General features: G+C 63.9%; 21 protein-coding genes. 8 read left to right on the top strand and 13 right to left on the bottom strand.

The annotated features are described in order from the left end of the window. Positions 1-2 precede the first annotated feature (2 nt). Positions 3-440: a type II 3-dehydroquinate dehydratase gene (gene aroQ / locus PP4_RS16465; RefSeq protein WP_016500331.1), complete on the top strand. Its 438-nt coding sequence runs from the start codon at positions 3-5 to the stop codon at positions 438-440. A 119-nt stretch (positions 441-559) separates the two neighbouring features. Then, positions 560-2,005, top strand: coding sequence for an MFS transporter (locus tag PP4_RS16460; protein ID WP_256610574.1), 1,446 nt, complete (start codon positions 560-562; stop codon positions 2,003-2,005). A 26-nt stretch (positions 2,006-2,031) separates the two neighbouring features. Here PP4_RS16460 and PP4_RS16455 read toward each other — a convergent pair whose 3' ends face one another. Then, positions 2,032-2,805, bottom strand: coding sequence for a LysR family transcriptional regulator (locus tag PP4_RS16455; RefSeq protein ID WP_016500328.1), 774 nt, complete (start codon positions 2,803-2,805; stop codon positions 2,032-2,034). Between the two features lie 122 nt (positions 2,806-2,927). Here PP4_RS16455 and PP4_RS16450 point away from each other — a divergent pair, with 122 nt between their 5' ends. Next, positions 2,928-3,659, top strand: a complete 732-nt coding sequence (locus PP4_RS16450) for an SDR family oxidoreductase (RefSeq protein WP_041168078.1) — start codon at positions 2,928-2,930, stop codon at positions 3,657-3,659. 174 nt (positions 3,660-3,833) lie between these two features. Here PP4_RS16450 and PP4_RS16445 read toward each other — a convergent pair whose 3' ends face one another. After that, a complete protein-coding gene (locus tag PP4_RS16445) occupies positions 3,834-5,333 on the bottom strand; it encodes a nucleobase:cation symporter-2 family protein (RefSeq protein ID WP_016500326.1) in 1,500 nt (499 codons plus the stop codon). A gap of 121 nt (positions 5,334-5,454) precedes the next feature. Continuing rightward, positions 5,455-6,828, bottom strand: coding sequence for an 8-oxoguanine deaminase (locus PP4_RS16440; protein ID WP_041167777.1), 1,374 nt, complete (start codon positions 6,826-6,828; stop codon positions 5,455-5,457). Between the two features lie 194 nt (positions 6,829-7,022). Between PP4_RS16440 and PP4_RS16435 the strand changes: the two genes are divergently transcribed. Then, positions 7,023-8,234, top strand: coding sequence for an MFS transporter (locus tag PP4_RS16435; RefSeq protein ID WP_016500324.1), 1,212 nt, complete (start codon positions 7,023-7,025; stop codon positions 8,232-8,234). Here PP4_RS16435 and PP4_RS16430 read toward each other — a convergent pair. From PP4_RS16430 to phnD, 8 genes are all read right to left on the bottom strand, one after another. Continuing rightward, positions 8,204-9,139: a LysR family transcriptional regulator gene (locus tag PP4_RS16430; RefSeq protein ID WP_016500323.1), complete on the bottom strand. Its 936-nt coding sequence runs from the start codon at positions 9,137-9,139 to the stop codon at positions 8,204-8,206. The genes PP4_RS16435 and PP4_RS16430 overlap by 31 nt on opposite strands. A gap of 169 nt (positions 9,140-9,308) precedes the next feature. Further along, complete coding sequence (gene phnX, locus PP4_RS16425) at positions 9,309-10,136, bottom strand: phosphonoacetaldehyde hydrolase (protein WP_016500322.1); 828 nt, start codon at positions 10,134-10,136, stop codon at positions 9,309-9,311. Between the two features lie 81 nt (positions 10,137-10,217). After that, positions 10,218-11,084 carry a LysR substrate-binding domain-containing protein gene (locus PP4_RS16420; RefSeq protein WP_016500321.1) on the bottom strand — a complete coding sequence of 289 codons (867 nt, stop codon included), beginning with the start codon at positions 11,082-11,084 and terminating at the stop codon, positions 10,218-10,220. A 42-nt stretch (positions 11,085-11,126) separates the two neighbouring features. After that, positions 11,127-12,422, bottom strand: a complete 1,296-nt coding sequence (locus tag PP4_RS16415) for an MFS transporter (RefSeq protein WP_016500320.1) — start codon at positions 12,420-12,422, stop codon at positions 11,127-11,129. A gap of 87 nt (positions 12,423-12,509) precedes the next feature. Continuing rightward, entirely contained in the window at positions 12,510-13,598 is a 1,089-nt protein-coding gene (psrA, locus tag PP4_RS16410; protein ID WP_041168077.1) for an iron-containing alcohol dehydrogenase PsrA, read from the bottom strand. A 194-nt stretch (positions 13,599-13,792) separates the two neighbouring features. Continuing rightward, positions 13,793-14,611, bottom strand: coding sequence for a phosphonate ABC transporter, permease protein PhnE (gene phnE, locus PP4_RS16405; protein ID WP_016500318.1), 819 nt, complete (start codon positions 14,609-14,611; stop codon positions 13,793-13,795). Beyond that, entirely contained in the window at positions 14,608-15,408 is an 801-nt protein-coding gene (phnC, locus tag PP4_RS16400; RefSeq protein ID WP_016500317.1) for a phosphonate ABC transporter ATP-binding protein, read from the bottom strand. Before phnC ends, phnE begins: the two co-directional genes overlap by 4 nt. Beyond that, on the bottom strand, positions 15,405-16,274 hold the full coding sequence (gene phnD / locus PP4_RS16395; protein WP_016500316.1) for a phosphonate ABC transporter substrate-binding protein: 870 nt from the start codon (positions 16,272-16,274) through the stop codon (positions 15,405-15,407). The genes phnC and phnD overlap by 4 nt, the downstream gene beginning before the upstream one ends. 112 nt (positions 16,275-16,386) lie before the next feature. Between phnD and PP4_RS16390 the strand changes: the two genes are divergently transcribed. Continuing rightward, positions 16,387-17,253 carry a LysR substrate-binding domain-containing protein gene (locus PP4_RS16390; protein ID WP_016500315.1) on the top strand — a complete coding sequence of 289 codons (867 nt, stop codon included), beginning with the start codon at positions 16,387-16,389 and terminating at the stop codon, positions 17,251-17,253. 31 nt (positions 17,254-17,284) lie between these two features. Here the strand turns inward: PP4_RS16390 and PP4_RS16385 are convergent, their stop codons facing one another. Together PP4_RS16385 and PP4_RS16380 are read right to left on the bottom strand one after the other, a co-directional pair. Next, positions 17,285-18,865, bottom strand: a complete 1,581-nt coding sequence (locus PP4_RS16385) for an aldehyde dehydrogenase (NADP(+)) (RefSeq protein ID WP_016500314.1) — start codon at positions 18,863-18,865, stop codon at positions 17,285-17,287. A 118-nt stretch (positions 18,866-18,983) separates the two neighbouring features. Beyond that, positions 18,984-20,366, bottom strand: a complete 1,383-nt coding sequence (locus PP4_RS16380) for an APC family permease (RefSeq protein ID WP_016500313.1) — start codon at positions 20,364-20,366, stop codon at positions 18,984-18,986. Positions 20,367-20,647: 281 nt separating this feature from the next. On the opposite strand from PP4_RS16380, the gene PP4_RS16375 reads away from it, so the two are divergent. The 3 genes from PP4_RS16375 to PP4_RS16365 all read left to right on the top strand — a co-directional run bounded on the left by PP4_RS16375 (position 20,648) and on the right by PP4_RS16365 (position 24,605). Further along, entirely contained in the window at positions 20,648-21,490 is an 843-nt protein-coding gene (locus PP4_RS16375) for a helix-turn-helix transcriptional regulator (RefSeq protein ID WP_016500312.1), read from the top strand. Positions 21,491-21,532: 42 nt separating this feature from the next. Next, a complete protein-coding gene (locus PP4_RS16370; protein WP_016500311.1) occupies positions 21,533-22,915 on the top strand; it encodes an aspartate aminotransferase family protein in 1,383 nt (460 codons plus the stop codon). Positions 22,916-23,111: 196 nt separating this feature from the next. Continuing rightward, positions 23,112-24,605, top strand: coding sequence for an aldehyde dehydrogenase (locus PP4_RS16365; protein ID WP_016500310.1), 1,494 nt, complete (start codon positions 23,112-23,114; stop codon positions 24,603-24,605). The last annotated feature ends 272 nt before the right edge of the window (positions 24,606-24,877 follow it).

Genomic DNA, 24,877 nt, shown 5'->3' with positions numbered 1-24,877 from the left:
CCATGGCCGCCAATGTCCTGATGCTGCACGGCATCAACCACAACATGTTCGGCAAGCGCGACCCGCGCCAATACGGCTCCGCGACCCTGGCCGACATTGATCAGGCCTTGAAGGCGCTGGGAGAAGAGCTGGGGGCGATGGTCGAGAGCTTCCAGACCAACTTCGAAGGTGCCCTGTGCGAACGTATCCATCAGGCCGTTGAGGACCGGGTGGATGCGGTGCTGATCAATGCCGGGGCGTGGACCCATTACAGCTATGGCATTCGTGACGCATTGGCCATTCTCGAAGCGCCGGTGGTTGAAGTACATATGTCCAACATCCATGCTAGGGAGCCGTTCCGACATCATTCGGTATTTGCCGAAGTGGTGCGCGGGCAGATCTGCGGGTTTGGCGTCGAGACTTACCTGCTCGCATTGCGTGCGGCCATGCGCATGCTCTAAGCCCTGACACCGACCTCTGTGGGAGCGGGCGAGCCCGCGAACACCGGCAAAGCCGGTGCCATGCAACGTGGTGGCTGCTTCGCGGGCATGCCCGCTCCCACAAAGGCTGCACAAGGCCCATGACTGATTACCAACCAAAAGGACCCGTAACCTTGGCCAGCCTGGCAGCAACCAACACCCCCCGCCAAGCCACCTGCATCGCCTTGCTGGTCGCTATCACCTTCTTCATGGAAAACCTCGACGCCACCGTGATTGCCACGGCCTTGCCGCAAATGGCCAGTGACTTCGGTGAAAGCGCTGTCAGCCTGAACATCGGCATCAGTGCCTACTTGCTGGCAGTTGCGGTGTTCATTCCGCTCAGTGGCTGGGTGGCCGACCGCTTCGGACCGCGACAGGTATTTACCGGGGCCATCGGCCTGTTCACCGTGGCGTCGTTGCTGTGCGGCATGGCCCCGACCCTGGAAACCTTCGTCGCTGCCCGGGTGCTTCAGGGCATTGGCGGCGCCCTGATGGTCCCGGTGGGCCGGCTGGTGGTGCTGCGCACGACCGAGAAGAAGGACCTGGTGAACATGCTCGCAGTGATCACCTGGCCCGGCCTGGTGGCGCCAGTATTGGGCCCGCCACTCGGTGGCCTGATCGTCACGCATTGGTCGTGGCCCTGGATCTTCTACCTGAACATCCCCCTCGGGTTGCTGGCCATTGCGGCTGCCTGGGTGCTGATTCCTAATGCGCGGTCAGATGAAAAACGCCGTTTCGACACGCTGGGGTTCGTTTTCCTGGCATCGTCTTGTGCAGCGTGGCTGGTCGGTCTGGAAATGCTTGGCTCGCTGGCGGGTGGCAGCTTGGGCGCCGGGCTGGGACTGGTGTCGCTGGGCGGCTTGCTGACCTGGTTGGCAATCCGCCATTGCCGGCGTCATGCTTCGCCGCTATTGCCACTGGATACCCTGTCTATTCCCACGTTCAGGGTCAGCATCGTGGGGGGGACGTTGTTCCGCCTGTCGATCAGCGCCTTGCCGTTCCTGATCCCGTTGCTGCTGCAGATTGGTTTCGGCTTGTCGCCAGTGGATGCCGGGCTGCTGGTGCTGGCGATCTTCGCCGGCAACCTGGCGATGAAGCCGTTTACCACCGGGTTGCTGCGCCGCTATGGTTTCCGCCGCGTGTTGCTGGTCAACGGGCTGATTGGGGTTGGTTGCATTCTGGCCTGCCTGGGCTTGCAGCAAGGCATGCCGTGGTACTGGATGGCCGTGGTGTTGTTCGTGGGCGGGCTTTCGCGCTCGATGCAGTTCACCACGTACAACGCTGTCGGTTTTGCCGATGTGCCCAAGCAGCAGATGGGCGAGGCTTCGACGCTGTTCAGCATGTGCTTCCAGCTGGCGATGGCGTTGGGTGTGGCGGTGGTGGCACTGCTGTTGCGCGTGGCGATGATGGTGCGGGGCGGCGAAGGCGAGATGACAGTCAGCGACTTCCACTGGGCGTTGATTGGCGTGGCGTTGATTGCCTGCGTGGCGTTGGCAGATGCCATGCGCTTGCCGAGCAATGCCGGGGAACAAGTGCTGCGTACCTGAGACCATGGGCCTGCTTCGCACCCCATTCAACCCTGCAACGTATCGCGTAGCTTGACAACGCCAGCAAGCGCCAGCGCCTGGGCCGAGTAGCACAGGCCGATGCGCCGGCGAAGGTCAAGCTGTGGCAGGGGCTCGATGCGCACGCCGGGGTGCTCGGTGGCCAGCGATTCTGGCACGATCGCGGCACCTAGCCCCGCCGTAACCAGCTCCAGGGCCAGGGTAAAGGTGTCTGCCTCTGCCACCAGAATACCGCTGTAGAAAGGTTGCAGGCGCTGATGGCTGGGCTGTGACGGGCAGGTGATCCAGCGCGCTTCGGTGGTTGCCTGCTGCGCAATCGCCAGCACGAACGGGTCGCTGTGCAGCGGCAAAAACAACTCATCCTCACAGCGCAGTTCTTCGCTGGCCAGGCGCACCGCGCCCATGCAGCCGGTCGCCAGTTGCAAGCGCACCGGGGGCTGCATGGCAGCGGCTGCCAGTACAACCTTGCCCAGTACCGCCGCACTCACATCCTGCTCCACGCCGATCTGCAACGGCGCACGCTCACGATCACCCTTGAAGCGGCCGAGCAGGCGATTGGCGTCGGCGACCATGCGCTGCGCTTCGGGGTAGAGCGCGCGGGCATCCTCGGTCACCTCGACGCCGCGGGCCTGGCGCACGAACAGCGTGGTGCCCAAGGCCTGCTCCAGTGCCCGGATGCTGCCGGAAAGCGCCGGTTGGCTAAGGTGTATCGAACGCGCGGCGGCAGTAATGTTGCGCTCTTCGAACACGGCGATGAAGGCGCGAAGCTGACGATAATCCATGGGTTACCCATAAGTGATGCCGATGGCTGCGAAAAGAATTTCCCATTTTTCGCAAGAAAAACCAGCTTCTATACTCGCTCTACTTCTTACCCCTAGGCAAATCGGATAACAGTATGGTGACCATGACCAACACCCTTAAACCTTTGGTAGTCATTACCGGTGCCAGCTCCGGTATCGGCCTGGCCACCGCCAAGCTGCTATCCAGCCGTGGCCACGCCCTGTTGCTGCTGTCCCGGCGCCTGGCGCCGATGGAGCAACTGCAGCTGCCCAATACCCTGGCACTGGCGGTCGATATCACCGACCGCGCTGCCGTGCTGGCAGCCGTCGCCGAGGGCGAAGCACGGTTTGGCCCGGTGGACGCGATCATCAACAATGCTGGGGTGATGCTGCTGGGCAGTATCGCCACCCAGGACCCGGAGCAGTGGGACCGCATGCTCGACGTGAACGTGCGCGGCCTGCTCAACGGCATTCATGCGGTCGCCAGCGGTATGGTCGAGCGCAGGCAGGGCACCATCATCAACGTCAGTTCCGTGGCCGGGCGCAAGGCCTTCCCCAACCATGTCGCCTACGTCGGCACCAAGTTTGCTGTTACCGGCCTGTCGGAAAACCTGCGAGAAGAGCTGGCACCGAGCAATGTGCGGGTGATCACCATCGAGCCGGGTGCAGTCGATACCGAATTGCTCAGCCACACGACCGATGCCGCCATCAAGGCGGGCTACAACGACTGGAAGCAGGAGATGGGTGGGGTGCTCACGGCCGAGACCATTGCCGAGACCATCGGCTTTGCCTATGGCCAGCCGCAGTCCGTGTGCATCCGCGAAATCGTGGTGTGCGCTACTCGCCAGCAGCAGTAAGCCAGGGCCCGCGGTCTGTCGCCGTTGTTGTGGGAGCGGCCTTGTGTCGCGATAGGGCTGCGCAGCAGCCCCACAAGTTCAGCGACGCGGCATAGATTGCCGGGGCCGCTTTGCGGCCCTATCGCGACACAAGGCCGCTCCCACAGGGTGCACGTCAGCCTTGGTGAGTAGGTGTCAGTGCATAGCAGGCACCTTGGCCGGTTTCAAATGGCCCTCATCAGGCTCCATGATCGGAACCTCGTTGCCATCGCGGTCATACAGCTTGCCATCACGGAACACATCACCTTCATTCAGCCCGGCGATATCCCGGTAGCGCAGGGTGCGTTCGCTGGCGGCAACGAACACCGACTGCTGGTCGGAGTTGCCGGCGCGCAGGTGGTTGAACAGCAGGTTGAGCAGAATCGCCATGATCGCCGCCGAGCTGATGCCGGAGTGGAAAATGGTCTCGAACCAGGTCGGGAAGTGGTGGTAGAAGCCCGGCGCCGCAATCGGGATCATGCCAAAGCCGATCGAGGTGGCGACAATGATCAGGTTCATGTTGTTGCGGTAGTCCACCTGGGCCAGGGTGCGGATGCCGCTGGCCGCGACCGTGCCGAACAGCACCAGCCCGGCACCGCCAAGCACGGCAGTAGGCACCGCGGCGACCAGCCTGCCCATCACCGGCAGCAGCCCCAGCGTGACCAGTATCAGGCCGGCGCTGGCCACCACGTAGCGGCTCTTCACCCCGGTCACGGCGACCAGGCCGACGTTCTGCGCAAAGGCACTTTGCGTGAACGAGCCGAACAACGGCGCCAGGGCGCTGGAGATCATGTCGGCACGCAGGCCATTGCCCAGGCGCTTGGAGTCGACCGGTGTGCCGATGATTTCACCCACGGCCAGGATGTCTGCCGAAGTCTCGACCATGGTCACCACGATGACGATAAGCATCGACAGGATCGCCGCCACCTGGAACTGCGGTGCGCCGAAGTGCAGAACCTCGGGCATGGCCACCCACGGCCCCTGCAGCGCCTGGGAGAAATCGGCCATGCCGGTGGCCATCGCTGCCAGCGTGCCGATCACGATAGCCAGCAGGATCGACAGGCGCGACAGGCTGGCACTGCCCAGCTTGCTCAGCAGCAGTACCGAGGCCAGGGTGAACGCCGCCAGGCCAATGTTCGCCGGGCTGCCAAAATCAGTGGCCTGGCTGTTCCCGCCCATGGCCCAGCGCGCGGTAACCGGCATCAGGGTCAGGCCGATGGTGGTGATGACGATGCCTGTCACCAAGGGCGGGAAGTACTTGATGATGCGTGAGAACAGCGGGGTGATCAGCAGGCCGACCAGTGACGACACGATCACTGCGCCGAACACCACCTGCATGCCGCCGGTGCCGTCATTGCCGATGATCGCAACCATGGTGGCGACGCTGGCAAAGGAAACCCCCTGCACCAGCGGCAAGCGGCAACCGAAGAAGGGAATGCCCAAGGTCTGCAGCAATGTTGCCAGGCCCCCTGCGAACAGCGAGGCGGCAATCAGCAGGCCGACATCGCCAGCGCTGAGGCCTGCGGCCTGGCCGATGATCAGCGGTACGGCGATCATGCCGCCGTACATGGTCAGTACATGTTGCAGGCCATAGGCCAGGTTGGCGCCCACGCCGAGGTTCTCGTCTTCCGGACGAGGTGAAGCGGGAGAAGTCATGGTGAGTAGCTCGCTTTGTTATTTTATGCGTCTAACAGCACGGTCTCAGTCGCATTCGTTGAGTTTTGAATGGGAGGTGTGGGCTACTGCAACCGGCCTTGGCCGCAGCAGCCCGGGTCTATCAGTTGCCGCTGACCAGCTGGTGTGCCAACTGGTTGTGGCGCTCCAGCACGCGTGGCAGGTCGACGGTGGCCAGCTGGCCGTCCTTCACCACGACGCGGCCGTTGATCACGCTGGTGTGCACCTGGGTCGGGGTGCAGAACACCAGTGCCGCCAGCGGGTCGTGGTGGCCACCGGCATAGGCGACGTGGCCGAGGTCGAAGGCGACGAAGTCGGCGACCATGCCCGGGGCAAGGGCGCCGATGTCATTGCGGTTGAGCACCTTGGCGCCGCCGAGGGTGGCGATTTCCAGTGCTTCGCGGGCGGTCATGGCGTCGGGGCCGAAGCCTACCCGCTGCAGCAGCAGGGCCTGGCGCACTTCACCGATCATGCTGGCGCCGTCGTTGGAGGCAGAGCCGTCGACCCCAAGGCCGACCGGTACGCCGTGGTCGCGCATCTTGCGTATCGGGGCAATGCCCGAGGCCAGGCGCATGTTCGAGCATGGGCAGTGGGCGACGCCGGTGCCGGTGCGGGCGAACAGCTCGATGCCGTGCTGGTCGAGCTGCACGCAGTGGGCATGCCATACGTCGTGGCCGACCCAGCCGAGGTCCTCGGCGTACTCGGCAGGGGTCATGCCAAACTTCTCGCGGCTGTAGGCGATGTCGTTGACGTTCTCGGCCAGGTGGGTGTGCAGCGACACCCCGTACTGGCGCGCCAGCACGGCGGCTTCACGCATCAGGTCGCGGCTGACCGAGAAGGGCGAGCACGGCGCTACCACGATGCGGCGCATCGAGCCGTGGCTGGCATCGTGGTAATCCTCGATCAGGCGCTGGGACTCCTTGAGGATGTCAGCTTCCTTTTCCACCACCGAATCAGGCGGCAGGCCGCCCTGGCTCTGGCCGACGCTCATGCTGCCGCGCGCGGCGTGGAAGCGCATGCCGATCTCGGCGGCGGCGTGGATGCTGTCGTCGAGCTTGCAGCCGTTGGGGTAGATGTACAGGTGGTCGCTGGAGGTGGTGCAGCCCGACAGGATCAGTTCGGCCATGGCGGTCTGGGTCGACACCGCGATCATTTCGGGGGTGAGGCGTGCCCAGATCGGGTACAGGTTGGTCAGCCAGTTGAACAGCTCGCCGTCCTGGGCTGCCGGCACCACGCGGGTGAGGCTCTGGTACATGTGGTGGTGGGTGTTGACCAGGCCTGGGATGACCACTTTGCCGGCCATGTCGAGGATGACGTCGGCCTGTTGTGGCAGGGTATCGGTGGGGCCGACTTGTTTGATCAGGTTGTCTTCGATGTACAGCCCGCCGTTCTTGATCTCGCGGCGTTGGCCGTCCATGGTGACCAGAAGTGCAGCGTTTTTGACGAGGAGGGTTTTCTTACCGGTTGCAGATAACATGGCTTAAGCCCGTTGCAATACGCCTTGGCGATTACCGAGGTCGTAGGCGAGGGATAATGTAATCAGGAACCCTGTAAGTTGTATACACTCAAGTGCTATTGATGATTTTGCTTCATTTAATTCGTGAAAAATAACCAGAAATAGGAATTTTATTTATCAATAGACTGGCAGGATCTTTTCTGGAGCCTGTTTCGATGTCTGCTTTTGAACCCCGCCTTGGGGCTACTGCCACTGGCCGTACTGCTGAAATCAGCGTCGCGGTGCTTGCCTTTTCGGCCTTTTTGATCGTGACCACTGAATTCCTGATTGTCGGCTTGTTGCCCGCGCTCAGCCAGGACCTTGGGGTATCCATTTCGATGGCGGGCCAGTTGGTCACGCTGTTTGCCTTTACTGTGATGCTTGCCGGCCCGTTCTTGACGGCGGCATTGGCGCACCTGGACCGCAAGCGTTTATTCATCACCATTCTGCTGGTATTTGCCGCAGCCAATGCATTGGCTGCGGCCTCGACCAGTTTCTGGGTGCTGGCCATTGCGCGGGTCGTCCCGGCACTGGCGTTGCCGGTGTTCTGGGGCACGGCCAGTGAAACGGCTGGCCAGTTGGCCGGGCCCGATAAAGCAGGGCAAGCCATTTCCAAGGTGTACCTGGGCATCTCGGCGGCGATGTTGCTGGGTATTCCGTTGGGCACCGTGGCGTCCAATGCCGTGGGTTGGCGTGGCGCATTCTGGATACTGGCCGCGCTGTCATTGCTGATGGCGCTGGCCATGTGGGTGTGGATGCCGCACGTACCCCGCGCGGCAAAAGTCGACTTCATGCAACAGGCACGCATTTTCAAGGAGCGCTATTTCCTCGCCAATGTCCTGCTTTCGGTGGTGGTGTTCACCGCGATGTTCACAGGCTACAGCTACCTGGCCGAGCTGCTGCAGCGGGTCGCGGATGTACCACCCGCACATACCGGTTGGTGGCTGATGGGCTTTGGCGCAGTGGGCTTGCTCGGCAACTGGATCGGTGGACGGGTCGTGGACCGTTCACCGCTCAGGGCGACGGCGCTGTTTCTGATGTTGCTGGCCATCGGCATGGCGGCGATCGTGCCGCTGGCCCATGCAGGCCTGGTGTTCTGCCTAGCACTGGGGGTGTGGGGTGTGGCCAACACCGCGCTATACCCCATCAGCCAGGTACGGGTGATGGGGTCTGTGACACATGCCCAGGCTTTGGCCGGTAGCACCAATGTGTCGGCGGCCAATGCGGGCATTGGCCTGGGCGCCGTCCTCGGTGGCTTGACCATCCCTGGCCTGGGTATCGAATACCTGGGCTACGTAGCCGCAGGCGTGGCCGTGGTGGCGCTGGGGCTTGTGCCGCTGGTCGGCGGCCTTGGGCGTCAGCGCGCATCGCTGGCCCGGGTACCATGAGGCGCCAGCCGAGGCAGCAGGTAGTCGAGCAGGGCGCGGACCTTGGGTAGCCCCTCGCGGCTTTTGAGCCACACCAGATTCATTGGCAGGCCGTCGGTGGCCAGCCCGGGCAACACTTCGACCAGCCGCCCTTGATCGAGGTGTTGCTGGGTCAGCCAGGTTGGTAGCTGGCCGATACCATGACCGGCCAGCACTGCTGCAACTTCACCTTCACCGTCCCCCACCGCGATGCGGGGTTGGACGCTGCGTCGTTCCATTTCGCCAGGTTGGCGGCCCTTGAACAGCCAGGGGCTGACCATGCCATCGGTATGGCCATAGCCGACGCAGTGGTGGTATTCCAGGTCGCGTTCGTCTTGTGGCACGCCGTGCTTTTCCAGGTAGGCGGGTGCAGCACAGAACATCAGGCGCTGGGCACCGAAGTACTGGTGGCCAAGTGCGGCCGGCCAGGCATCCGGGCCACCGATTCGCACCACGATGTCGATACCTTCGTGCACCGGGTCGACAAAACGGTCGGAGAAAGACACGTGCGGTTGCAGCAATGGGTGCAGGCGGATGAAGTCCAGAATCAAGGGCAGCACATGCAGGCGGCCGTAGGAGGCTGGCAGTTCTATCCGGACCTTGCCATGGGGTTCGTTGTCGCTGGCGACCAGTGCGTGCTCGACCTCTTCCAGGTCGGCCAGGACCGAGGTGCAGGTACGGTAGAAGATGACGCCAGCCTCGCTGAGCGACAAGGTGCGTGTGGTGCGGTTGAATAGCCTTGCGCCCAGGCGGGCCTCCAGCCGGGCCACGCTCTTGCTGATGGCCGAGCTGGTGAGGTTGAGCCGCTCTGCGGCTGCCGTGAAGCTGCCCAGATCAGCGACGGCAACGAATACGTCGATGCCTTTAAGGCGTTCGGAGGAGTACATGGCTGGCCTTGTTGATGAATTGGGTTCCATTGTCAGTGCAGCATATTGAATGCTGACAAGGGCATTTCATCAATGGCGTATGTGTGTATCAGCCCTTCGCGCAGAAGCGGGTTTGCCCGCGAAACGGATAACGCGTTGTTCGCGGACAAACCAGGCCATGCCGTCAGGTTCAACAGCCTTGCGGCATTTCTCCACGCGCCAGGCGGGCATTGATATCGGCGATGACGCCAGGCAGTTCGGTGATGGTGTCGATCAGGTAATGCGGTCGCGCACCTTCGAACAGGCTGCCAATGCGCCGGCGTTGCTGTTCCAGTTCCGCTTCAGGCAGGGCCTTGTATTGCTCGTAGGTCAGCCCGAGAGCGTTGCCTGAGCACGTCAGGGCCACGGTCCACATTCCCGCGCTGCGGCCCTCGAGAATGCCCGGCCAAGTGTCGTCGACCTTGACGCAAGCCGCTACATCGCTGACCCCCAGGGCAATCACGTTGGCCAGTGCCTGCGCGGGGTAGGGGCGACCATTCGGTACCTCATCGGTCGCCACCACGTGGTCGGCGCTGTAGCCGTTGCTCAAGGCCAGGGCCACCACCTTTTCCATCACCACTGCAGGGTAGCCTGAGCAGGAGCCGATTTTCAGCCCTTGCCGGCGTAACTGGGCAATGACTTCCAGGGCCCCGGGAATCAGCGCCGAATGGTCGGCGATCTTCTCGATTTGCAAGGGCATGAAGCGCTCGTAGATGGCTGTTACATCATCGTCGCTTGGCATATGGCCGAATGCGGCCTGGTAGCGCGCAGCAATGGCGGGCACATCGCACAGGGTGCGTATATGGTCCCACTTGCCCATGCCCATGGGCCCGCGGGCTTCCTCCAGGCTGACCTGCACGCCGAACTCGGCAAAGGCCTCGACGAAGATCTGGGTGGGGGCGAACGAGCCGAAATCCACCACGGTGCCGGCCCAGTCAAGAATGGCGGCCTGCAGTTGCTTGGGGTGCTGATAGTGCATGGCAAAGCTCCAGTGGGTAAAAACTCAAGGTGAGCGCGGCCCGCCCGACGCATTGGCAGGCTCGCTGTAGTCAGTGGTGCATCAGTGCGCGCTGAGCGCGTCGAACAGTTCGGCAATGATCGCCCGGTTACGGCGGATGCCCAGGCAGCACAGGTAGTAACTGATGTGGAACGGGTCTTCGATAAAAGCGACAGAACGCGTGCCGGGCCGGTCGGCATACTCCACCGCCGAGACAAAGCCCACGCCGATGCCGTGCACCACCGCATGCACAATGGCTTCGCGGCTGTTCAACTGCATCGCGCAGTCCAGTGAAACGCCATGCCGACGGCAGCCTTCCTCCACAAGCTGGCGGGTGCGCGATGCCGCCTCGCGCAGCACCACGCGCTGACCGGCAATGTCCTTTACGCTGACACTCGTCTGCCCGGCCCAGGGATGGTCGTCGCGCACCACCGCCAGAATCGGGCAGGTACGGTACAGCCGGGTGTTCAGGCGCTGGTCGAACTCCGACAGGGCGAGGATGGCCAGGTCGATGTCGAAGTTGTACAGCCGCTCCAGTGTCCCGGCTTCGCTGCTGAACGAGGTTTCCAGTTCGATCTGCGGGTAGCGCTGCATCAGCTCGTACGTCAGGCTCATGGCGATCGGCGGCGACACCGCGCCGATGCGCAGCATGCCTTGCTTGCGTTGCTGGAAGCTGTGCAGCAGTTGCAACGCTTCGTCCTCCTGGCCGAACAGGCCCTGGGTAATTTCGTAGAGCTGGTGGCCTGCCGGGCTCAGCTCGATGAAGCGCCCGCGGCGGTGGAGCAGTTCCACGCAAAAGCGTTTTTCCAGGCCGCTGACCTGCTCGCTGACAGTCGGCTGGCCGATGCTCAGCAGCTCGGCGGCCTGGGTGAAACTGCCGGTCCGCGCCACGGCATGGAAGGAGCGCAACCACTTGTGGTACTGGTACATGACACCTCTCTGGCAATGGCACGGACGACATGGCAGGCAACCTCAGCGGCGCACGAACAGGGCCACCAGGGCACTGCAGGCGCAGGCTGTGGTGACCACGACGAAGATCAGCGACGTATTGCCGGTGGTATCGAGCATACGTCCGATCAGCGGCTCCGCCAGCCCGGCGAACAGGTACGAGGCGAAATTCATGATTCCTGTGGCGGTGCCGGCCCGGCGGGCGCCAACCAGGTCCGGGCACAACGCCCAGAAGCTCGATGCAGGGCCATAGACAAAGAAACCGCAGAGGAACAGCGCCAGCAGGCCGACCGCGCTGTGTGCCGGCAGGCTCCACATCCACAGGCTGGTGAGCGCGCCCAACACCATGTACAGCATGATTGCCTTGTAGCGCTTGCTACCGAACAGCTTGTCCGACACCCAGCCGTTGCTCAGCGCGCCCACGGCCATGCCCACCGGCAAGGCGATGGTGATCCACTTCGGGTCGATGAAACTGTCGCCTTTCTGCCAGTTGGCACCCAGGAAATGCACCGGTACCCAGACGATCAGCCCGTAGCGCGCAGCGTTCTGGAAGCCCAGCGACACTGCGGCCACCAGCAGGCGCGGGTTTTTCAGAACGGCTAGGTAACGCTGGCGCGAGGTTTCTTCGCCGCCCTGGGTGGCCGCGTTGGCGCTGTCTTCGGCGTTGGCTACGCCGGTGTCGTCCAGCGCGGGGTAGCCCATGTCCTGCGGGCGTTCCCGGGCAACCAGGTAAAAAACGATGCCACCGGCCAGCATCAGCAGCACCGGCAGGCGGAAGATCCACCGCCACTCCAGGTGCAGTACATCAATCACCACTACCGAGGTGACGTACGACAGCACCGAAGCGCAGCCGGCGGCGAACACATAGAAGCCATAAACCTTGCCGCGCTCGGCAGCGCCCCACCAGTTTGACAGCAAGCGGCTGCCGGGCGCCCAGCCCAGGGCCTGGAAGTAGCCGTTGACGCCCCACGGCAGGATCAGGCTGAGAAAACCGCCAGCAAAGCTGGTGACCCAGTTGGCGCCGCACGACAGCACGGCGCCGATGCTCATGATGCGCCGGCCGCCGAACTTGTCGGCGAGGTTGCCATTGATGGCCTGGCCAATGGCATACATCCACAGCATGGCGGTGGAGGCCCAGCCGAGGGTTTCCTTGCTCAGGCCGAACTCGGCCTGGATCCCGGGGATGGCGAAACCGAAAGTTTGGCGCCCGGTGTAGAAGAACAGGTAGCAGAACATCGCGGCCAGCAGCATGCGCCATTGCGCGAGGCGAAACGGCATGGTGCTGGGCAGCGCGCCAGTCAGGGTTTGTGCACGGTTCATGACGGTTTCCTTTTGTTCTCTGGCGCCGGCCCAAGGGGCACGGCGAGTCGGCACTCTTGAAAGGTGCTACAGGAAAAACGCGGGATGTCAGGCGGCTTGGGCGCCGATGAAATTGCGCCCACGGGCGCCCTGCATGGCGGCGTCGATCATCGCCTGGGCCTCGGCGGCTGTCACGCCGTAGTCTGCGAATTCGGTGCGCACGCCCAGCTGATGGAGAAATGCTCGCAAGCGCTGTTGGGCCGCTGCCAGGTCGCGGCCGAAGGCCTTCTGCAGGATCTGGTCACGCCCGGCATCACGGCCCCAGGCCAGGCCCAGCACCAGCGGCAGGGTGAACGAGCAGGCGATACCGTGGGGCAGGCCGTGGCGCAAGGTCATTTCGTAGGAAATGGAGTGGGCCAGGGCAGTCTTGGTGTTGGAAAACGCCAGCCCGGCCTTCAGTGCAGCCAACGCCATGCGTGCCCGCAGCTCGCGGTTGCCCAGGTCCTGCTGCAGGCGTGGCAGGCAGTCGAGAATGTCGTCGATGGCCGACAGCGCGAAGGTATCGGAGAGCGGATTGGCGTTGTGGTTCCAGATCGATTCCAGCGCGTGGGACAAGGCATCCAGCCCGGTGGATACCGTCACCCCGGCCGGCACGCTGAGCATCAGTTCCGGGTCGATAAGCGCCACGCTGGGCCAGGTACAGCTCAGGTGCAGCGAGTACTTCTTCTGCTGGCCCGCGTCCCACAAGGTGGCCCATGGCGTCACCTCGCTGCCGGTGCCTGCCGTAGTCGGCGCGGCCACCAGCGTCTTGTGTCGGGCCGGGGAAAACGGTTTGCCGCTGGCCAGCAGCTCAAGCAGTTCATCGAAGTGGCCAGAAGCGGTACCGACGATCAACGCCTTTGCGGTATCGATGGCGCTGCCACCGCCCAGCGCCAGCACCGTATCGCAGTCGCCGTGCTGTGCCCAGAACGCTTCATGCACACCGCGCAGCCAGGCGACATCGGGGTTGGGTTGCACGTTGTCGATCACGCACACCAGTCGCTCGCCCAGCAGGCTGCGCACCCGCGCAACCAGGCCGAGCTGTTCGGCCTCGGGGAAGGTGACCAGGGCGACTTTGCCGGGGCAGTGTCGGGCGATCTGGTCCAGGCTGCCACCGCCGAAAACGGTGGTGACCGGGTTGTGGAAGCAGGCAGGCATGGGCAGTTCCTTATTGTTGTTGGAAGGTGCAGCCATGCTCGTCGGCTGGCGGGTTTCGATCCAATCGATTGATTGCAGGGTGCTATCGGCTGAGCCGATAACGGACACAAAGTGCATGGGCTTGAGCTCCAGGCATGGTCTGCCCGTCGCGCGCCCAGCGGGCGCACGTGGCAAGGGGTTAAATGGGCGGCGAATCAGTGGCGGGCGTTGCCCTGAATGGCATGCCGCAGGCGGTTGGAGATGAGGTCGGCAAGCACCACCATCACAGTGATTACCAGGATGCAGGTGGCGGTTTCCTGGTACTTGAACAGCTTCAGGCTGCTGACCAGCTCGAAGCCCAGGCCACCTGCACCGACCATGCCCAGCACCGTGGCCGAACGCAGGTTCACCTCGAAGCGGTACAGCACCACGGCGATCCAGGCGGTGATCACTTGCGGCAGCACGCCGAAGGCGATCACCTGCAGTGGCCGCGCACCGGTGGCCCGCAGCGCTTCAATGGGCCCCTGGTCGATTTCCTCGATGCTTTCGGCAAAGAACTTGCCGAGCATGCCCACGCCATGCAGCGCCAGGGCCAGCACGCCTGGGAAGGGCCCCAGCCCTACCGCCGAGACGAACACCAAGGCCAGGATCAGCTCGTTGATGCTGCGGATCACGTTCAGCAGCTGCCGGGTGGCCTGGTACAGCCAGCGGTTGCCATGCAGGTTGCGCGCGGCCAGAAAGCCCAGCGGCACGGCGAGAACGATCCCCAGCAGGGTGCCCCATAGCGCGATTTGCAAGGTTTCCAGGGCCGGGCGCCACAGACTGGGCATTATGCTCAGGTCTGGCGGTAGCGAGCGGCCAAGGAAGTCGCCGATCTGTGGCAGCCCGTTGGCCAGTTCGCCCCATCTCAGCTGTGCCCCTTCGGCGCTCCACTGCAGCACCAGGACGATCGCCAGCAACAGCGCGCCAGCGCCCAGCCAGCTGCGAGCGCGAGTGGGTGTGTTGACCAGCCATTGGTGGCTCTGCGGGTTCATGCCGAGGCTCCTGTGCCAGTGGCCAGCATTGGCCGTGGTGCAGCCATTGCCTGCCCGGGCTCATTGGCAGAGGGGGTGTGATAGATGCGCTGCAGCGCGGCTTCGTCGAGCTGACCGGGTGGGCCGTCGAACACCAGGCGCCCGTTGGCCAGGCCGACGATGCGATCGGCGAATGCCCGCGCCAGTTCCACCTGGTGCAGGTTGCACACCACGGTGATGCCGAGGGTGCGGCTGGCTTCGCGCAGGTACTGCATGACCACATGCGCGGTGTTCGGGTCGAGGCTGGCCACCGGTTCGTCGGCCAGGATCACCTGTGGTCGCTGGGCCAGCGCACGGGCGATACCCACCCGCTGCATCTGCCCGCCAGACAGCGCATCGGTGCGCGACCCGGCCTTGTGCTCCAGCTCGACCCGGCGCAGGCAATCACGCGCCAGGGCCACGTCGTCGCGGCGAAACAGCTGTAGCAGCGAGGCAAGGGTGCTGCAGTGGCCGAGACGGCCGGTCAGCACGTTCTTCAGCACCGACAGCCGCGCGACCACGTTGTGATGCTGGAAGATCATCGCTACCTGCCGGCGCAGTGCGCGTTGGTCGGCTGCACGCATGGCGTTTACCCCGGCCACCTGCAACTCGCCGGTGTCGGCCTGGGCCAGCCGGTTCATGCAGCGCAGCAGGGTCGACTTGCCGGCGCCGGACTGGCCGAGGATCACCACGAATTCACCGGCCTGAACATCCAGGTCGATGCCGCGCAGTACCGGGTTGTCGGCGTAGCCCTTGGTCAGCTGGCGGATACGGATCATTTCAGGCTCCGCAGGTCGAGGTCGAGCACTTTGGCGGTGTCACGAACCACGTTGTAGGCCGCGTCGGTGGTCGGCTGGAAGCCATTGAGCATGCCCTGATCGCCCCATGGCACGTCCTTGATCCCGGCAAACGCGGTGCGCAGCCTGGCCTGCAGTTCGGGGTCGAGGTTGTTGCGCCAGACCATCGGTGATTCGGGAATGTCCGGGGAGGTCCACACCACCTGGAAGTCCTGTTGCTGAACCTGTCCGTTGTTCACAGCCCCGGCCAGGATACGGTCGGCCACGGCCGCTGCATCAACCTTGCGGTTTGCCACGGCAAGAATGCTGGCATCGTGCGAGCCGGAGAAGATCACCCGTGAGAACAGGGTTTTCGGGTCATGGCCAGCGTGCTCGAGGCCGGCCTTGGGGAACAGATGGCCGGAGGCCGAGCTGGGGTCGACGAAGGCGAAGGTGTGGCCCTTGAGGTCGTCGAGCGTTCGAATGCCGCTGTCCTGACGGGCGATGATCAGGCTGTGGTAGGCGCTGCCGGCAGTCTTTTTGGTCACCGCCACGGCAAACGCTTCGGCACCGGCGATCTGGTTGGCCAGTACGTAGGAAAACGGGCCGAGATAGGCCACGTCCAGCTTGCCGGCGCGCAGGGCTTCGATCACACCGTTGTAGTCAGTAGCGACGAATGGCTTGACCGGCATGCCCAGGCGCGCTTGCAACTGGTCGAGCACCTGCTGGCTGCTCTTGATCATGGCCTGGGAGTCTTCCGACGGGATCAGGCCGACGGTCAGCACCTGCTGTGCCTGCACGGCGGGGGCGAGCAGCAGTGGCAGCAGGGCGAGGCGGGCACAGCGCAACAGTTTCGGGAAGGGTGTCATGGCAATACCGGAGTGGTTGTTGTCGGTAACGCCAAAGCTAGGGCTGTCATGTGACAGTCACAGCATCAATTCAATATGCGTTTGGCCAGCCAACCATTCAAAGGATCTATGGATGTCTACCGCTCGCCTGCGCACTTTCCTTGCCGTGGCCCGGCACGCCAGCTTCAGCGCCGGGGCCAGGGCCATCGGCCTCAGCCAGCCGACCGCGACCAACCAGATCCAGGGGTTGGAACGCGAATTTGATGTCGAGCTGTTTCACCGCCGCGGTCGGCGCATCGAGCTGACCGCAGTTGGCCGCGCCTTGCTGCCCATTGCCCAGCAGATGTCGATGCTCGAAGCCGAGGCGACCAGCCTGCTGCGCGACAGTGGCCAGCTAAACCGTGGTGAGCTGAAGATCGGTGCAGTGGGGCCGTTTCATGTGATCGAAATGGTCGACCGCTATCGGCAGGCGTACCCCCAGATCGACGTGTCCATCCGCGTGGGCAACTCGGCGTCAGTGCTGGCCGATCTGCAGGGCTATGTGACCGACATCGGTGTGTTGGCGGGGCTGCACCATGATCCGGCGTTTGTCGCACAACGTTATGCCAGGCACCCGGTGATCCTGTTCGCCCGCGCCGATCACCCTTTTGCCCGCCACGATCAGGTGCCGCTGCAAGCCCTGCAGGGGCAGCCGTTGCTACGCCGTGAGCAGGGTTCGACTACGCGGCTGGCGCTGGACAATGCGCTGGAAGCGGCGCAGGTAACACCGCGCATCGCCATGGAAATCGGCAGCCGCGAGGCGCTGCGCGAGGCGGTGATCCGTGGCATCGGCATCGGCGCGGTGTCCGAGGCGGAATACATTGGCGACCCGCGCCTGAAGATGATCCGCATTGCGCAGGACCCGGTGTACACGGAGACTTACCTGTATTGCCTGGCTGATCGGCAGAGCAGCCAGGTAATTGCGTCTTTCCAACGTTGCCTGCAAGCCTGGCACGGCTAAGCTGCACCGTGCCTGCTCAACATGCGCCGTATCACACTGCGTCGCGGCTGTTCACGCCATCGAGCAACCGCGCAATCCCCAGCGGGTTTGCGTTTTTCAATGCATCCGGCAGCAGTGCATCGGGGTAGTTCTGGAAGCACACCGGGCGCAGGAAGCGGTCGATGGCCAAGGTGCCGACCGAGGTGCCGCGTGCGTCGGAGGTGGCCGGGTAAGGCCCGCCATGCACCATTGCATCGGAAACCTCCACACCGGTCGGGTAGCCGTTGAGCAGCAGGCGCCCGGCCTTGCGCTCCAGCAACGGCACGAGCGAGGCGAAGGCGTGCAGGTCATCAGGCTCGGCAATCAGCGTGGCGGTCAGTTGCCCTTGCAGGTGGCGCAGCGCTTCGGCCAGTTGCTCGGCGTCGGCCACCTCCACCACTACGGTGGTCGGGCCGAATACTTCTTCCTGCAGCAGCGGGTCGCCCTTCAGCAGCAGGCTTACGTCTGCCTTGAACAGCTGTGGCTGGGCCTGGTTGCCGGTGTGTGGCTGCCCGGCCAGGTGCTGGATACCCGGGTGCGCCAGCAGGTGCTGCACACCGTTCTGGTAGCTGCGCAGGGTGCCGGCGTTCAGCATGGTCTGCGGGCCCTGGTCGGCCATGCGTGCCACCAGCGTTTGCACGAAATGCTCGAATTGCGGCGACTGGATGCCCACCACCAGGCCAGGGTTGGTGCAGAACTGGCCGCAACCCATCACCACCGAGGCAGCCAGTTCGCCGGCTACCTGCTCGCCACGGGCTTGCAGCGCCTGGGGCAGGACGATCACCGGGTTGATGCTGCTCATTTCGGCAAATACGGGGATTGGCTGCGGGCGTGCCGCCGCCATGTCGCACAGGGCGCGGCCACCGCGCAGCGAGCCGGTAAAACCGACCGCCTGGATGGCCGGGTGCTTGACCAGCGCTTCGCCCACGCCGGCACCGTAGATCAGGTTGAGAACACCCGCCGGCATACCGCTGCTGGCCACCGCGCGGTCAATGGCGCCAGCCACATGGGCGGCAGTAAGCATGTGCCCGCTGTGGGCCTTGAACACCACCGGGCAGCCACCGGCCAGCGCCGAGGCGGTGTCCCCGCCAGCAGTGGAGAAGGCCAGCGGGAAGTTGCTGGCACCGAACACGGCCACCGGGCCCACGCCGATGCGGTACTGGCGCAGGTCCGGACGCGGCAGCGGGGTACGCTGGGGCAGGGCACGGTCGATGCGCGCGGCGTAGAAGTCACCTCGGCGCACCACCTCGGCAAACAGGCGCAGCTGGTTGCTGGTACGGCTGCGTTCGCCACGGATGCGGGCTTCGGGCAGCGCGGTTTCGCGCATCACATGCTGGATGAAGTCGTCACCCAGTGCGTCCAGCTCGTTGGCAATGGCGTCGAGGAAAGCGGCACGCTGGGCCGGGCTGGTGCTGCGGTAGGCGGGATAGGCGGCGTCGGCGGCCTGCACGGCAGCCTCTACTTCGTCGCCGGTCGCCTGGTGGAAGGCGTAAGGCAGCGGCTCCCCGGTGTGGGCGTCGACGCTGTTCAGCAGCACGTCACCGTTGCCGCTGAGTTGGCCGGCGATATGGTTCAGGCGATGTTCGATGGACATTTCGTTTCCCGTTGGCAATGACAGTCGTTGCACTGGGACTGTAGGGGGCGAACGGGGGGCTGAATAATGATTAATGCGGATCGGGTGATAACGACCAGTTATCACCCAGCGTGTAGCATCACTCCGCCATCTGCAATTCCGGCAGCTTCACCCGAAACGCGCGGGTCAGCCCCATCAGCACCACCAGGCCCATGCCCATCCAGCACAGGCCGATGGTGAACGACAGGCTGGTCAGGCTGCTCCACAGCCACAGCGTGCTGAGAAAGCCCAGGCCTGGGATGGCGCCGTACAGCAGGTAGTTGCGGCCACCGCGCGGTTTCTGGTCGACAAGGTAGTGCTTGACCACCGCCAGGTTCACCGCCGAAAAGGCGAACAGCGCGCCGAAGCTGATCATGTTGGCCACGGTGTCGAGGGTGATCACCAGGGCGATCAGCGACAGCAGGCTGACCACCAGGATGGCAGTGGCTGGCACGCGTTTTTTCGTCACCAGTTGGCCGAACGCCCGCGGCAACGCGCCGTCGCGGCCCATGGCGAACAGCACGCGCGACACGCTGGCCTGGGACACCATGGCCGAGGCGAAGCAGCCGGCCACGTAGGTGGCAGTGAAGGCCGTTACCAGCAGTTCGCCGCCGACACGGCGCATCACATCCACCGAGGCCGAATCCGGGTCGGCGAAGCTGCCCCAGTCGGGGAACACCATCTGCGCGCAGTACGACACCACCAAGAACAGCAAGCCGCCGATCAGCGAAACCGCCAGGATCGCCACCGGAATACGGTAGGTCGGGTTGGTCGTTTCTTCGGCCATGGTCGAGACGGCATCAAACCCCAGGAAGGACAGGCACAGCACGGCAGCGCCGGTCATGATCAGCGGCACGCTGAAGCCTTCGTGATGGAAGGGGGCGAGTAGCGACACCGGCTCCGCGTGCCCGCTGAGCTTGAGCACGGACAGGGCGACGAAGACGATGATGAACACCAGTTGCACCACTACCAGGATCCAGTTGACCCGGGTGATGGACTCGATGCCGATCAGGTTGAGGAAGGTGACCAGGGCAATTGAGCCTGCCACCCACACCCAGGCGTGGATAGCCGGGAAGTATTCCGACATGTAGATGCCGATCAGCAGGTAGCTGAGCAGCGGCAGGAAGATGTAGTCGAGCAGCAGTGTCCAGCCGGTAATAAAGCCGATGTGGCTGCCGAAGGCCTTGCGCGTATAGGTGTAGACCGAGCCGGAGTAGGGGTGGGCCTGAACCATGCGGCCGTAGCTGTAGGCAGTCAGCAGCATGGCGGCGAGGGTGAGCAGGTAGGCGGTGGGCAGGTGCCCTTTGGTCATCTGGGTGACCAGCCCGTAGGTGGTGAATACGGCCAGGGGCACCATGTAGGCCAGGCCGAACAGGACCAGGGCAGTCAGCCCCATGGACTTGCGGAAGCGGCCGGTGTTGGCGCAGGGATGCGCGGCGGTGTCATGTGAGGGGCTATGGGCTGTACTTGTTGTTGTATGCATTGCTAACTCCTGGAAGGGGATGCAAGACACCGCGGTACGCGAGCTGGCTCGTTACCGGTGGGTGAAGTGCAAGGAGGTCGAGCGGAAGGCTCGCAGCGCTGGGGCGGGTTGATGCTCCCACACCCTGCAGGTACCCGGAATCACCCTTTGGGGTGAGCGGGTACAGCCTTGCCCGGCTCACCCCAAAGGGTGATTTCGGCGTCTGCGGTGGCGTGGGAGTATCTGGTCAACAACGCACCGCACTGGCGGCGGTGCCACTGAATAGAAACGGCAGGCCCACAGTGACTAATCAATTGCTTTCAGAACAGTGGTTCGAGCACCTGGCCAAGGTCACCGAGGCAATCGGCCGACCGGGCTTTGCCGCCAACCTGTTTGCCGCACTTGGCGTTATCCGGCCGATCCAGGCGACCACGGTGTACCTGTACCCGCACGACGGCATGCCTTGTGCGCTGTTCGAGCAGGACGACAAGGCGCCCTGGCAGCCTGAGGGCAATGTCAGCCGCTACTTGTCCGGCTTCTACCTGCTCGACCCGTTCTACGGTGCCTGTGTGGAGCAGGTAGCGTCGGGGTGCTATGGGTTGTTCGAAGTGGCACCCGACCATTTCGAGGTCAGCGAGTACTACCAGTCGTTCTACCGGCACTCGCACCTGGAGGATGAGCTCAACTACATCCTGCAGGTTGCGCCGGGGCAGAGCCTGGTGGTGTCGCTGGCGTTCACCGACAAGCTGGATGCACACACCCGCGAGCTGTACGGGCGCATCACGCCTTGGGTGCTGGCGGTGCTGAGCAAGCACTTCGCCGGGCTGGACAGCCGCGCCGCGCGCTTCGAGAACATCCTCGAACAACGCATCCACGCCGCGCTGAACAACTTTGGCAGCTCGCTGCTGACCGAACGTGAATGCCGTATCGCCCAGTTGATCCTGCGTGGCCACTCGACCAAGTCGCTGGCCGAGCGCCTGGGCGTGTCGGAAGACACCATCAAGTCGCACCGCAAGAACGTCTACGCCAAGCTCGACATCGGCACCCAGTCCGAGCTGTTTTCCCTGTTCATCGACGCGCTGGCCAATGCCCAGGGCGTGCTGGGCAAGGACCCGCTGGAAAGCTACATGGGCAAGCTGCGCTGAGCGCCAGCCACCCTGCAACCCCACCGCAAAGGAAAACCAACAATGAATGCGCCTTTCGCCCCGCAACGCCAGACCCGCGACTACCAGGCAGCCGATGCCGCGCACCATATCCATGCCTTCCTCGACCAGAAGGCGCTGAATGCCGAAGGGCCGCGGGTGATCGTCGGTGGCGAACGCCTGCACCTGTGGGACAGCGAGGGCAAGCGCTACCTGGATGGCATGTCTGGCCTGTGGTGCACCCAGCTCGGCTACGGGCGCCGCGACCTGACTGTCGCTGCCGCCACGCAGATGGACCAGCTGGCGTACTACAACATGTTTTTCCACACCACCCACCCGGCGGTGATCGAACTGTCCGAGCTGCTGTTCAGCCTGCTGCCCGGCCACTACAGCCATGCGATCTACACCAACTCCGGCTCTGAAGCCAACGAAGTGTTGATCCGTACCGTACGCCGCTACTGGCAAGTGGTCGGGCAGCCGAACAAGAAGGTCATGATTGGCCGCTGGAACGGCTACCACGGCTCGACCCTGGCGGCCACGGCGCTGGGCGGCATGAAGTTCATGCACGAAATGGGCGGGCTGATCCCGGATGTGGCGCACATCGACGAACCGTACTGGTACGCCGAGGGTGGCGAGCTGACCCCGGCCGAGTTCGGCCGCCGCTGCGCCTTGCAGCTGGAGGAAAAAATCCTCGAACTGGGCGCCGAGAACGTTGCCGGCTTTATCGCCGAGCCGTTCCAGGGCGCAGGCGGCATGATCTTCCCGCCGGAAAGCTACTGGCCGGAAATCCAGCGCATCTCCCGCCAGTATGACGTGCTGTTGTGCGCCGATGAGGTGATTGGTGGCTTTGGCCGCACCGGCGAGTGGTTTGCCCATGAATACTTCGGATTCGAGCCCGACACCCTGTCGATCGCCAAGGGCCTGACCAGCGGCTATGTGCCCATGGGTGGCCTGGTGCTGAGCAAGCGCATTGCCGAGGCGCTGGTGGAACGTGGCGGGGTGTTTGCCCACGGCCTGACCTATTCCGGCCACCCGGTGGCGGCGGCGGTGGCGATTGCCAACCTGAAGGCGCTGCGCGACGAAGGCATCGTCACCCAGGTGAAGGATGACACCGGGCCGTACCTGCAGCGCATCCTGCGCGAGGTGTTCGCCGACCACCCGTTGATCGGCCAGGTGCAGGGCGCCGGGTTGGTGGCAGCGTTGCAGTTCGCCGAGCACAAGCCGACGCGCAAACGCTTCGCCAACGAGAACGACCTGGCCTGGCAATGCCGCACCTTTGGTTTCGAGGAAGGCGTGATCATTCGCTCGACCCTGGGCCGGATGATCATGGCACCGGCCTTGATCGCCAACCACAGCGAGCTGGATGAGCTGGTAGAGAAAACCCGCATTGCCGTGGACCGCACCGCTCGGTTGGTTGGCAAGCTCTAAGCCGTTGCCAAGGGCAACCGGTTTCCCCTGTAGGAGCGGGCATGCCCGCGAACACCGGCGAAGCCGGTGCCATCCTTCGTGTCGCCTGATTCGCGGGCACGCCCGCTCCCACAGAGGAGGCGCGGCGTGCTTGCGGACTGTGTGGTACCTGTTACTTCCGCAAAAATGATCGCCACTGCGGTCGCCTGGAGTACAAATGTACACCCTCGAATTCTGGCAACAACGCGCCTCGGACCTGTACCTGCCATCCCAGGCGCTGATCAACGGCAAACCCGTCAACGCACAGGATGGCGCCACGTTCGCCGCCATCAACCCCGCAACCAACACCGTACTGGCCCAGGTCGCTGCCTGCGGCCAGGCCGAGGTCGACCTTGCCGTGGCCAGCGCACGTCGGGCCTTCGAACAAGGCCCCTGGCCGCGCATGGCCCCAGGCGAGCGCAAGAAGGTGCTGCTGCGCCTGGCCGAGCTGATCATGGCCCATCGCGAAGAACTGGCATTGCTTGACTCGCTGAACATGGGCAAGCCGGTGATGGACGCCTACAACATCGACGTGCCGGGCTCGGCCCATGTGTTCGCCTGGTACGGCGAGGCGCTGGACAAGCTGTATGACCAGGTGGCGCCCACTGCTGCCAATGCGCTGGCTACCATCACCCGCGAAGCCCTCGGCGTGGTCGCTGCCGTGGTGCCATGGAACTTCCCGCTCGACATGGCCGCCTGGAAGCTCGCCCCGGCGCTGGCTGCCGGTAACAGCGTGGTGCTCAAACCTGCCGAGCAATCACCGTTCTCGGCCCTGCGCCTGGCCCAGCTGGCGCTGGAAGCCGGTGTGCCGGAAGGTGTGCTGAACGTGGTGCCTGGCTTGGGCGAGCGGGCTGGGCAGGCGCTGGGCCTGCACCCGGATGTGGATTGCCTGGTGTTCACCGGCTCCACCCAGGTGGGCAAGTACTTCATGCAGTACTCGGCGCAGTCCAACCTCAAGCAGGTGTGGCTGGAGTGCGGCGGCAAGAGCCCCAACCTGGTGTTCGAAAACTGCCAGGACCTGGACCTGGCGGCGGAAAAGGCCGCATTCGGTATTTTCTTCAACCAGGGCGAGGTGTGTTCGGCCAACTCGCGGCTGTACGTTCAGCGCTCCATCCATGACGAATTTGTCGAGCGCCTGCAAGCCAAAGCCCGCCAGTGGTTGCCGGGCAACCCGCTGGACCCGGCGAGCCGTGCTGGTGCCATTGTCGATGCCGAACAAACCGGCCGCATCGAAGCCGCCATTGTGCGCGCCGGGCAAGAGGGCGCACGGTTGGTGTGTGGCGGTCGGCGCCTGACCATCGAAGGGTCGGACAACTACATCGAGCCGACCATTTTTGCCGGTGTCCATGGCCGCATGAGCCTGGCGCGGGAGGAAGTGTTCGGGCCGGTGCTGGCAATCAGCGCCTTCGACACGGAAGAAGAGGCGGTGCGCCTGGCCAACGACAGTATCTATGGCCTGGCGGCTTCGGTGTGGAGCGATGACTTCAACCAGGTGCACCGGGTAGCGCGGGCGTTGAAAGCCGGTACCGTGTCTGTGAATACAGTCGACGCGTTGGATGTGACGGTGCCTTTCGGCGGTGGCAAGCAGTCGGGGTTCGGACGCGACCTGTCGTTGCATTCGTTCGATAAGTATTCGCAGCTCAAGACCACCTGGTACCAGCTGCGCGGCTGAGGTTCGCAGAGCACCTGGTCGGTTGCAGGAGCGGCTTGTGTCGCGAAAGGGCCGCAGAGCGATCGGAGAGGAAGCGGGGTTGCCTGAGGGCATGCAGGCGCTGATTGTCGGGGCGTTGGTCATGCTGGAACAGCGGGTTTGAAGCTTATGTAACGACTGTGCGGCTTTTACTGGCCCAGGTTAATTTTTTTTGCCATCCCGGCAGAAAGCCCACGTGCGCTCTACACTGCTGCCAAGATGGACCAGGGCTACTTGCCACCATTCGGCCCGTC

The organism is Pseudomonas putida NBRC 14164, assembly GCF_000412675.1.
GTDB lineage: Bacteria > Pseudomonadota > Gammaproteobacteria > Pseudomonadales > Pseudomonadaceae > Aquipseudomonas > Aquipseudomonas putida.
The sequence above is the reverse complement of the archived record's forward strand: the minus strand, read 5'-3'. Positions and strand labels throughout refer to the sequence as shown.

Coding starts and splice junctions, on each gene's coding strand:
- aroQ (WP_016500331.1), top strand. CDS start 3: ATGGCCGCCAATGTCCTGATGCTGCACGGCATCAACCACAACATGTTC.
- PP4_RS16460 (WP_256610574.1), top strand. CDS start 560: ATGACTGATTACCAACCAAAAGGACCCGTAACCTTGGCCAGCCTGGCA.
- PP4_RS16455 (WP_016500328.1), bottom strand. CDS start 2,805: ATGGATTATCGTCAGCTTCGCGCCTTCATCGCCGTGTTCGAAGAGCGC.
- PP4_RS16450 (WP_041168078.1), top strand. CDS start 2,928: ATGACCAACACCCTTAAACCTTTGGTAGTCATTACCGGTGCCAGCTCC.
- PP4_RS16445 (WP_016500326.1), bottom strand. CDS start 5,333: ATGACTTCTCCCGCTTCACCTCGTCCGGAAGACGAGAACCTCGGCGTG.
- PP4_RS16440 (WP_041167777.1), bottom strand. CDS start 6,828: ATGTTATCTGCAACCGGTAAGAAAACCCTCCTCGTCAAAAACGCTGCA.
- PP4_RS16435 (WP_016500324.1), top strand. CDS start 7,023: ATGTCTGCTTTTGAACCCCGCCTTGGGGCTACTGCCACTGGCCGTACT.
- PP4_RS16430 (WP_016500323.1), bottom strand. CDS start 9,139: ATGTACTCCTCCGAACGCCTTAAAGGCATCGACGTATTCGTTGCCGTC.
- phnX (WP_016500322.1), bottom strand. CDS start 10,136: ATGCACTATCAGCACCCCAAGCAACTGCAGGCCGCCATTCTTGACTGG.
- PP4_RS16420 (WP_016500321.1), bottom strand. CDS start 11,084: ATGTACCAGTACCACAAGTGGTTGCGCTCCTTCCATGCCGTGGCGCGG.
- PP4_RS16415 (WP_016500320.1), bottom strand. CDS start 12,422: ATGAACCGTGCACAAACCCTGACTGGCGCGCTGCCCAGCACCATGCCG.
- psrA (WP_041168077.1), bottom strand. CDS start 13,598: ATGCCTGCCTGCTTCCACAACCCGGTCACCACCGTTTTCGGCGGTGGC.
- phnE (WP_016500318.1), bottom strand. CDS start 14,611: ATGAACCCGCAGAGCCACCAATGGCTGGTCAACACACCCACTCGCGCT.
- phnC (WP_016500317.1), bottom strand. CDS start 15,408: ATGATCCGTATCCGCCAGCTGACCAAGGGCTACGCCGACAACCCGGTA.
- phnD (WP_016500316.1), bottom strand. CDS start 16,274: ATGACACCCTTCCCGAAACTGTTGCGCTGTGCCCGCCTCGCCCTGCTG.
- PP4_RS16390 (WP_016500315.1), top strand. CDS start 16,387: ATGTCTACCGCTCGCCTGCGCACTTTCCTTGCCGTGGCCCGGCACGCC.
- PP4_RS16385 (WP_016500314.1), bottom strand. CDS start 18,865: ATGTCCATCGAACATCGCCTGAACCATATCGCCGGCCAACTCAGCGGC.
- PP4_RS16380 (WP_016500313.1), bottom strand. CDS start 20,366: ATGCATACAACAACAAGTACAGCCCATAGCCCCTCACATGACACCGCC.
- PP4_RS16370 (WP_016500311.1), top strand. CDS start 21,533: ATGAATGCGCCTTTCGCCCCGCAACGCCAGACCCGCGACTACCAGGCA.
- PP4_RS16365 (WP_016500310.1), top strand. CDS start 23,112: ATGTACACCCTCGAATTCTGGCAACAACGCGCCTCGGACCTGTACCTG.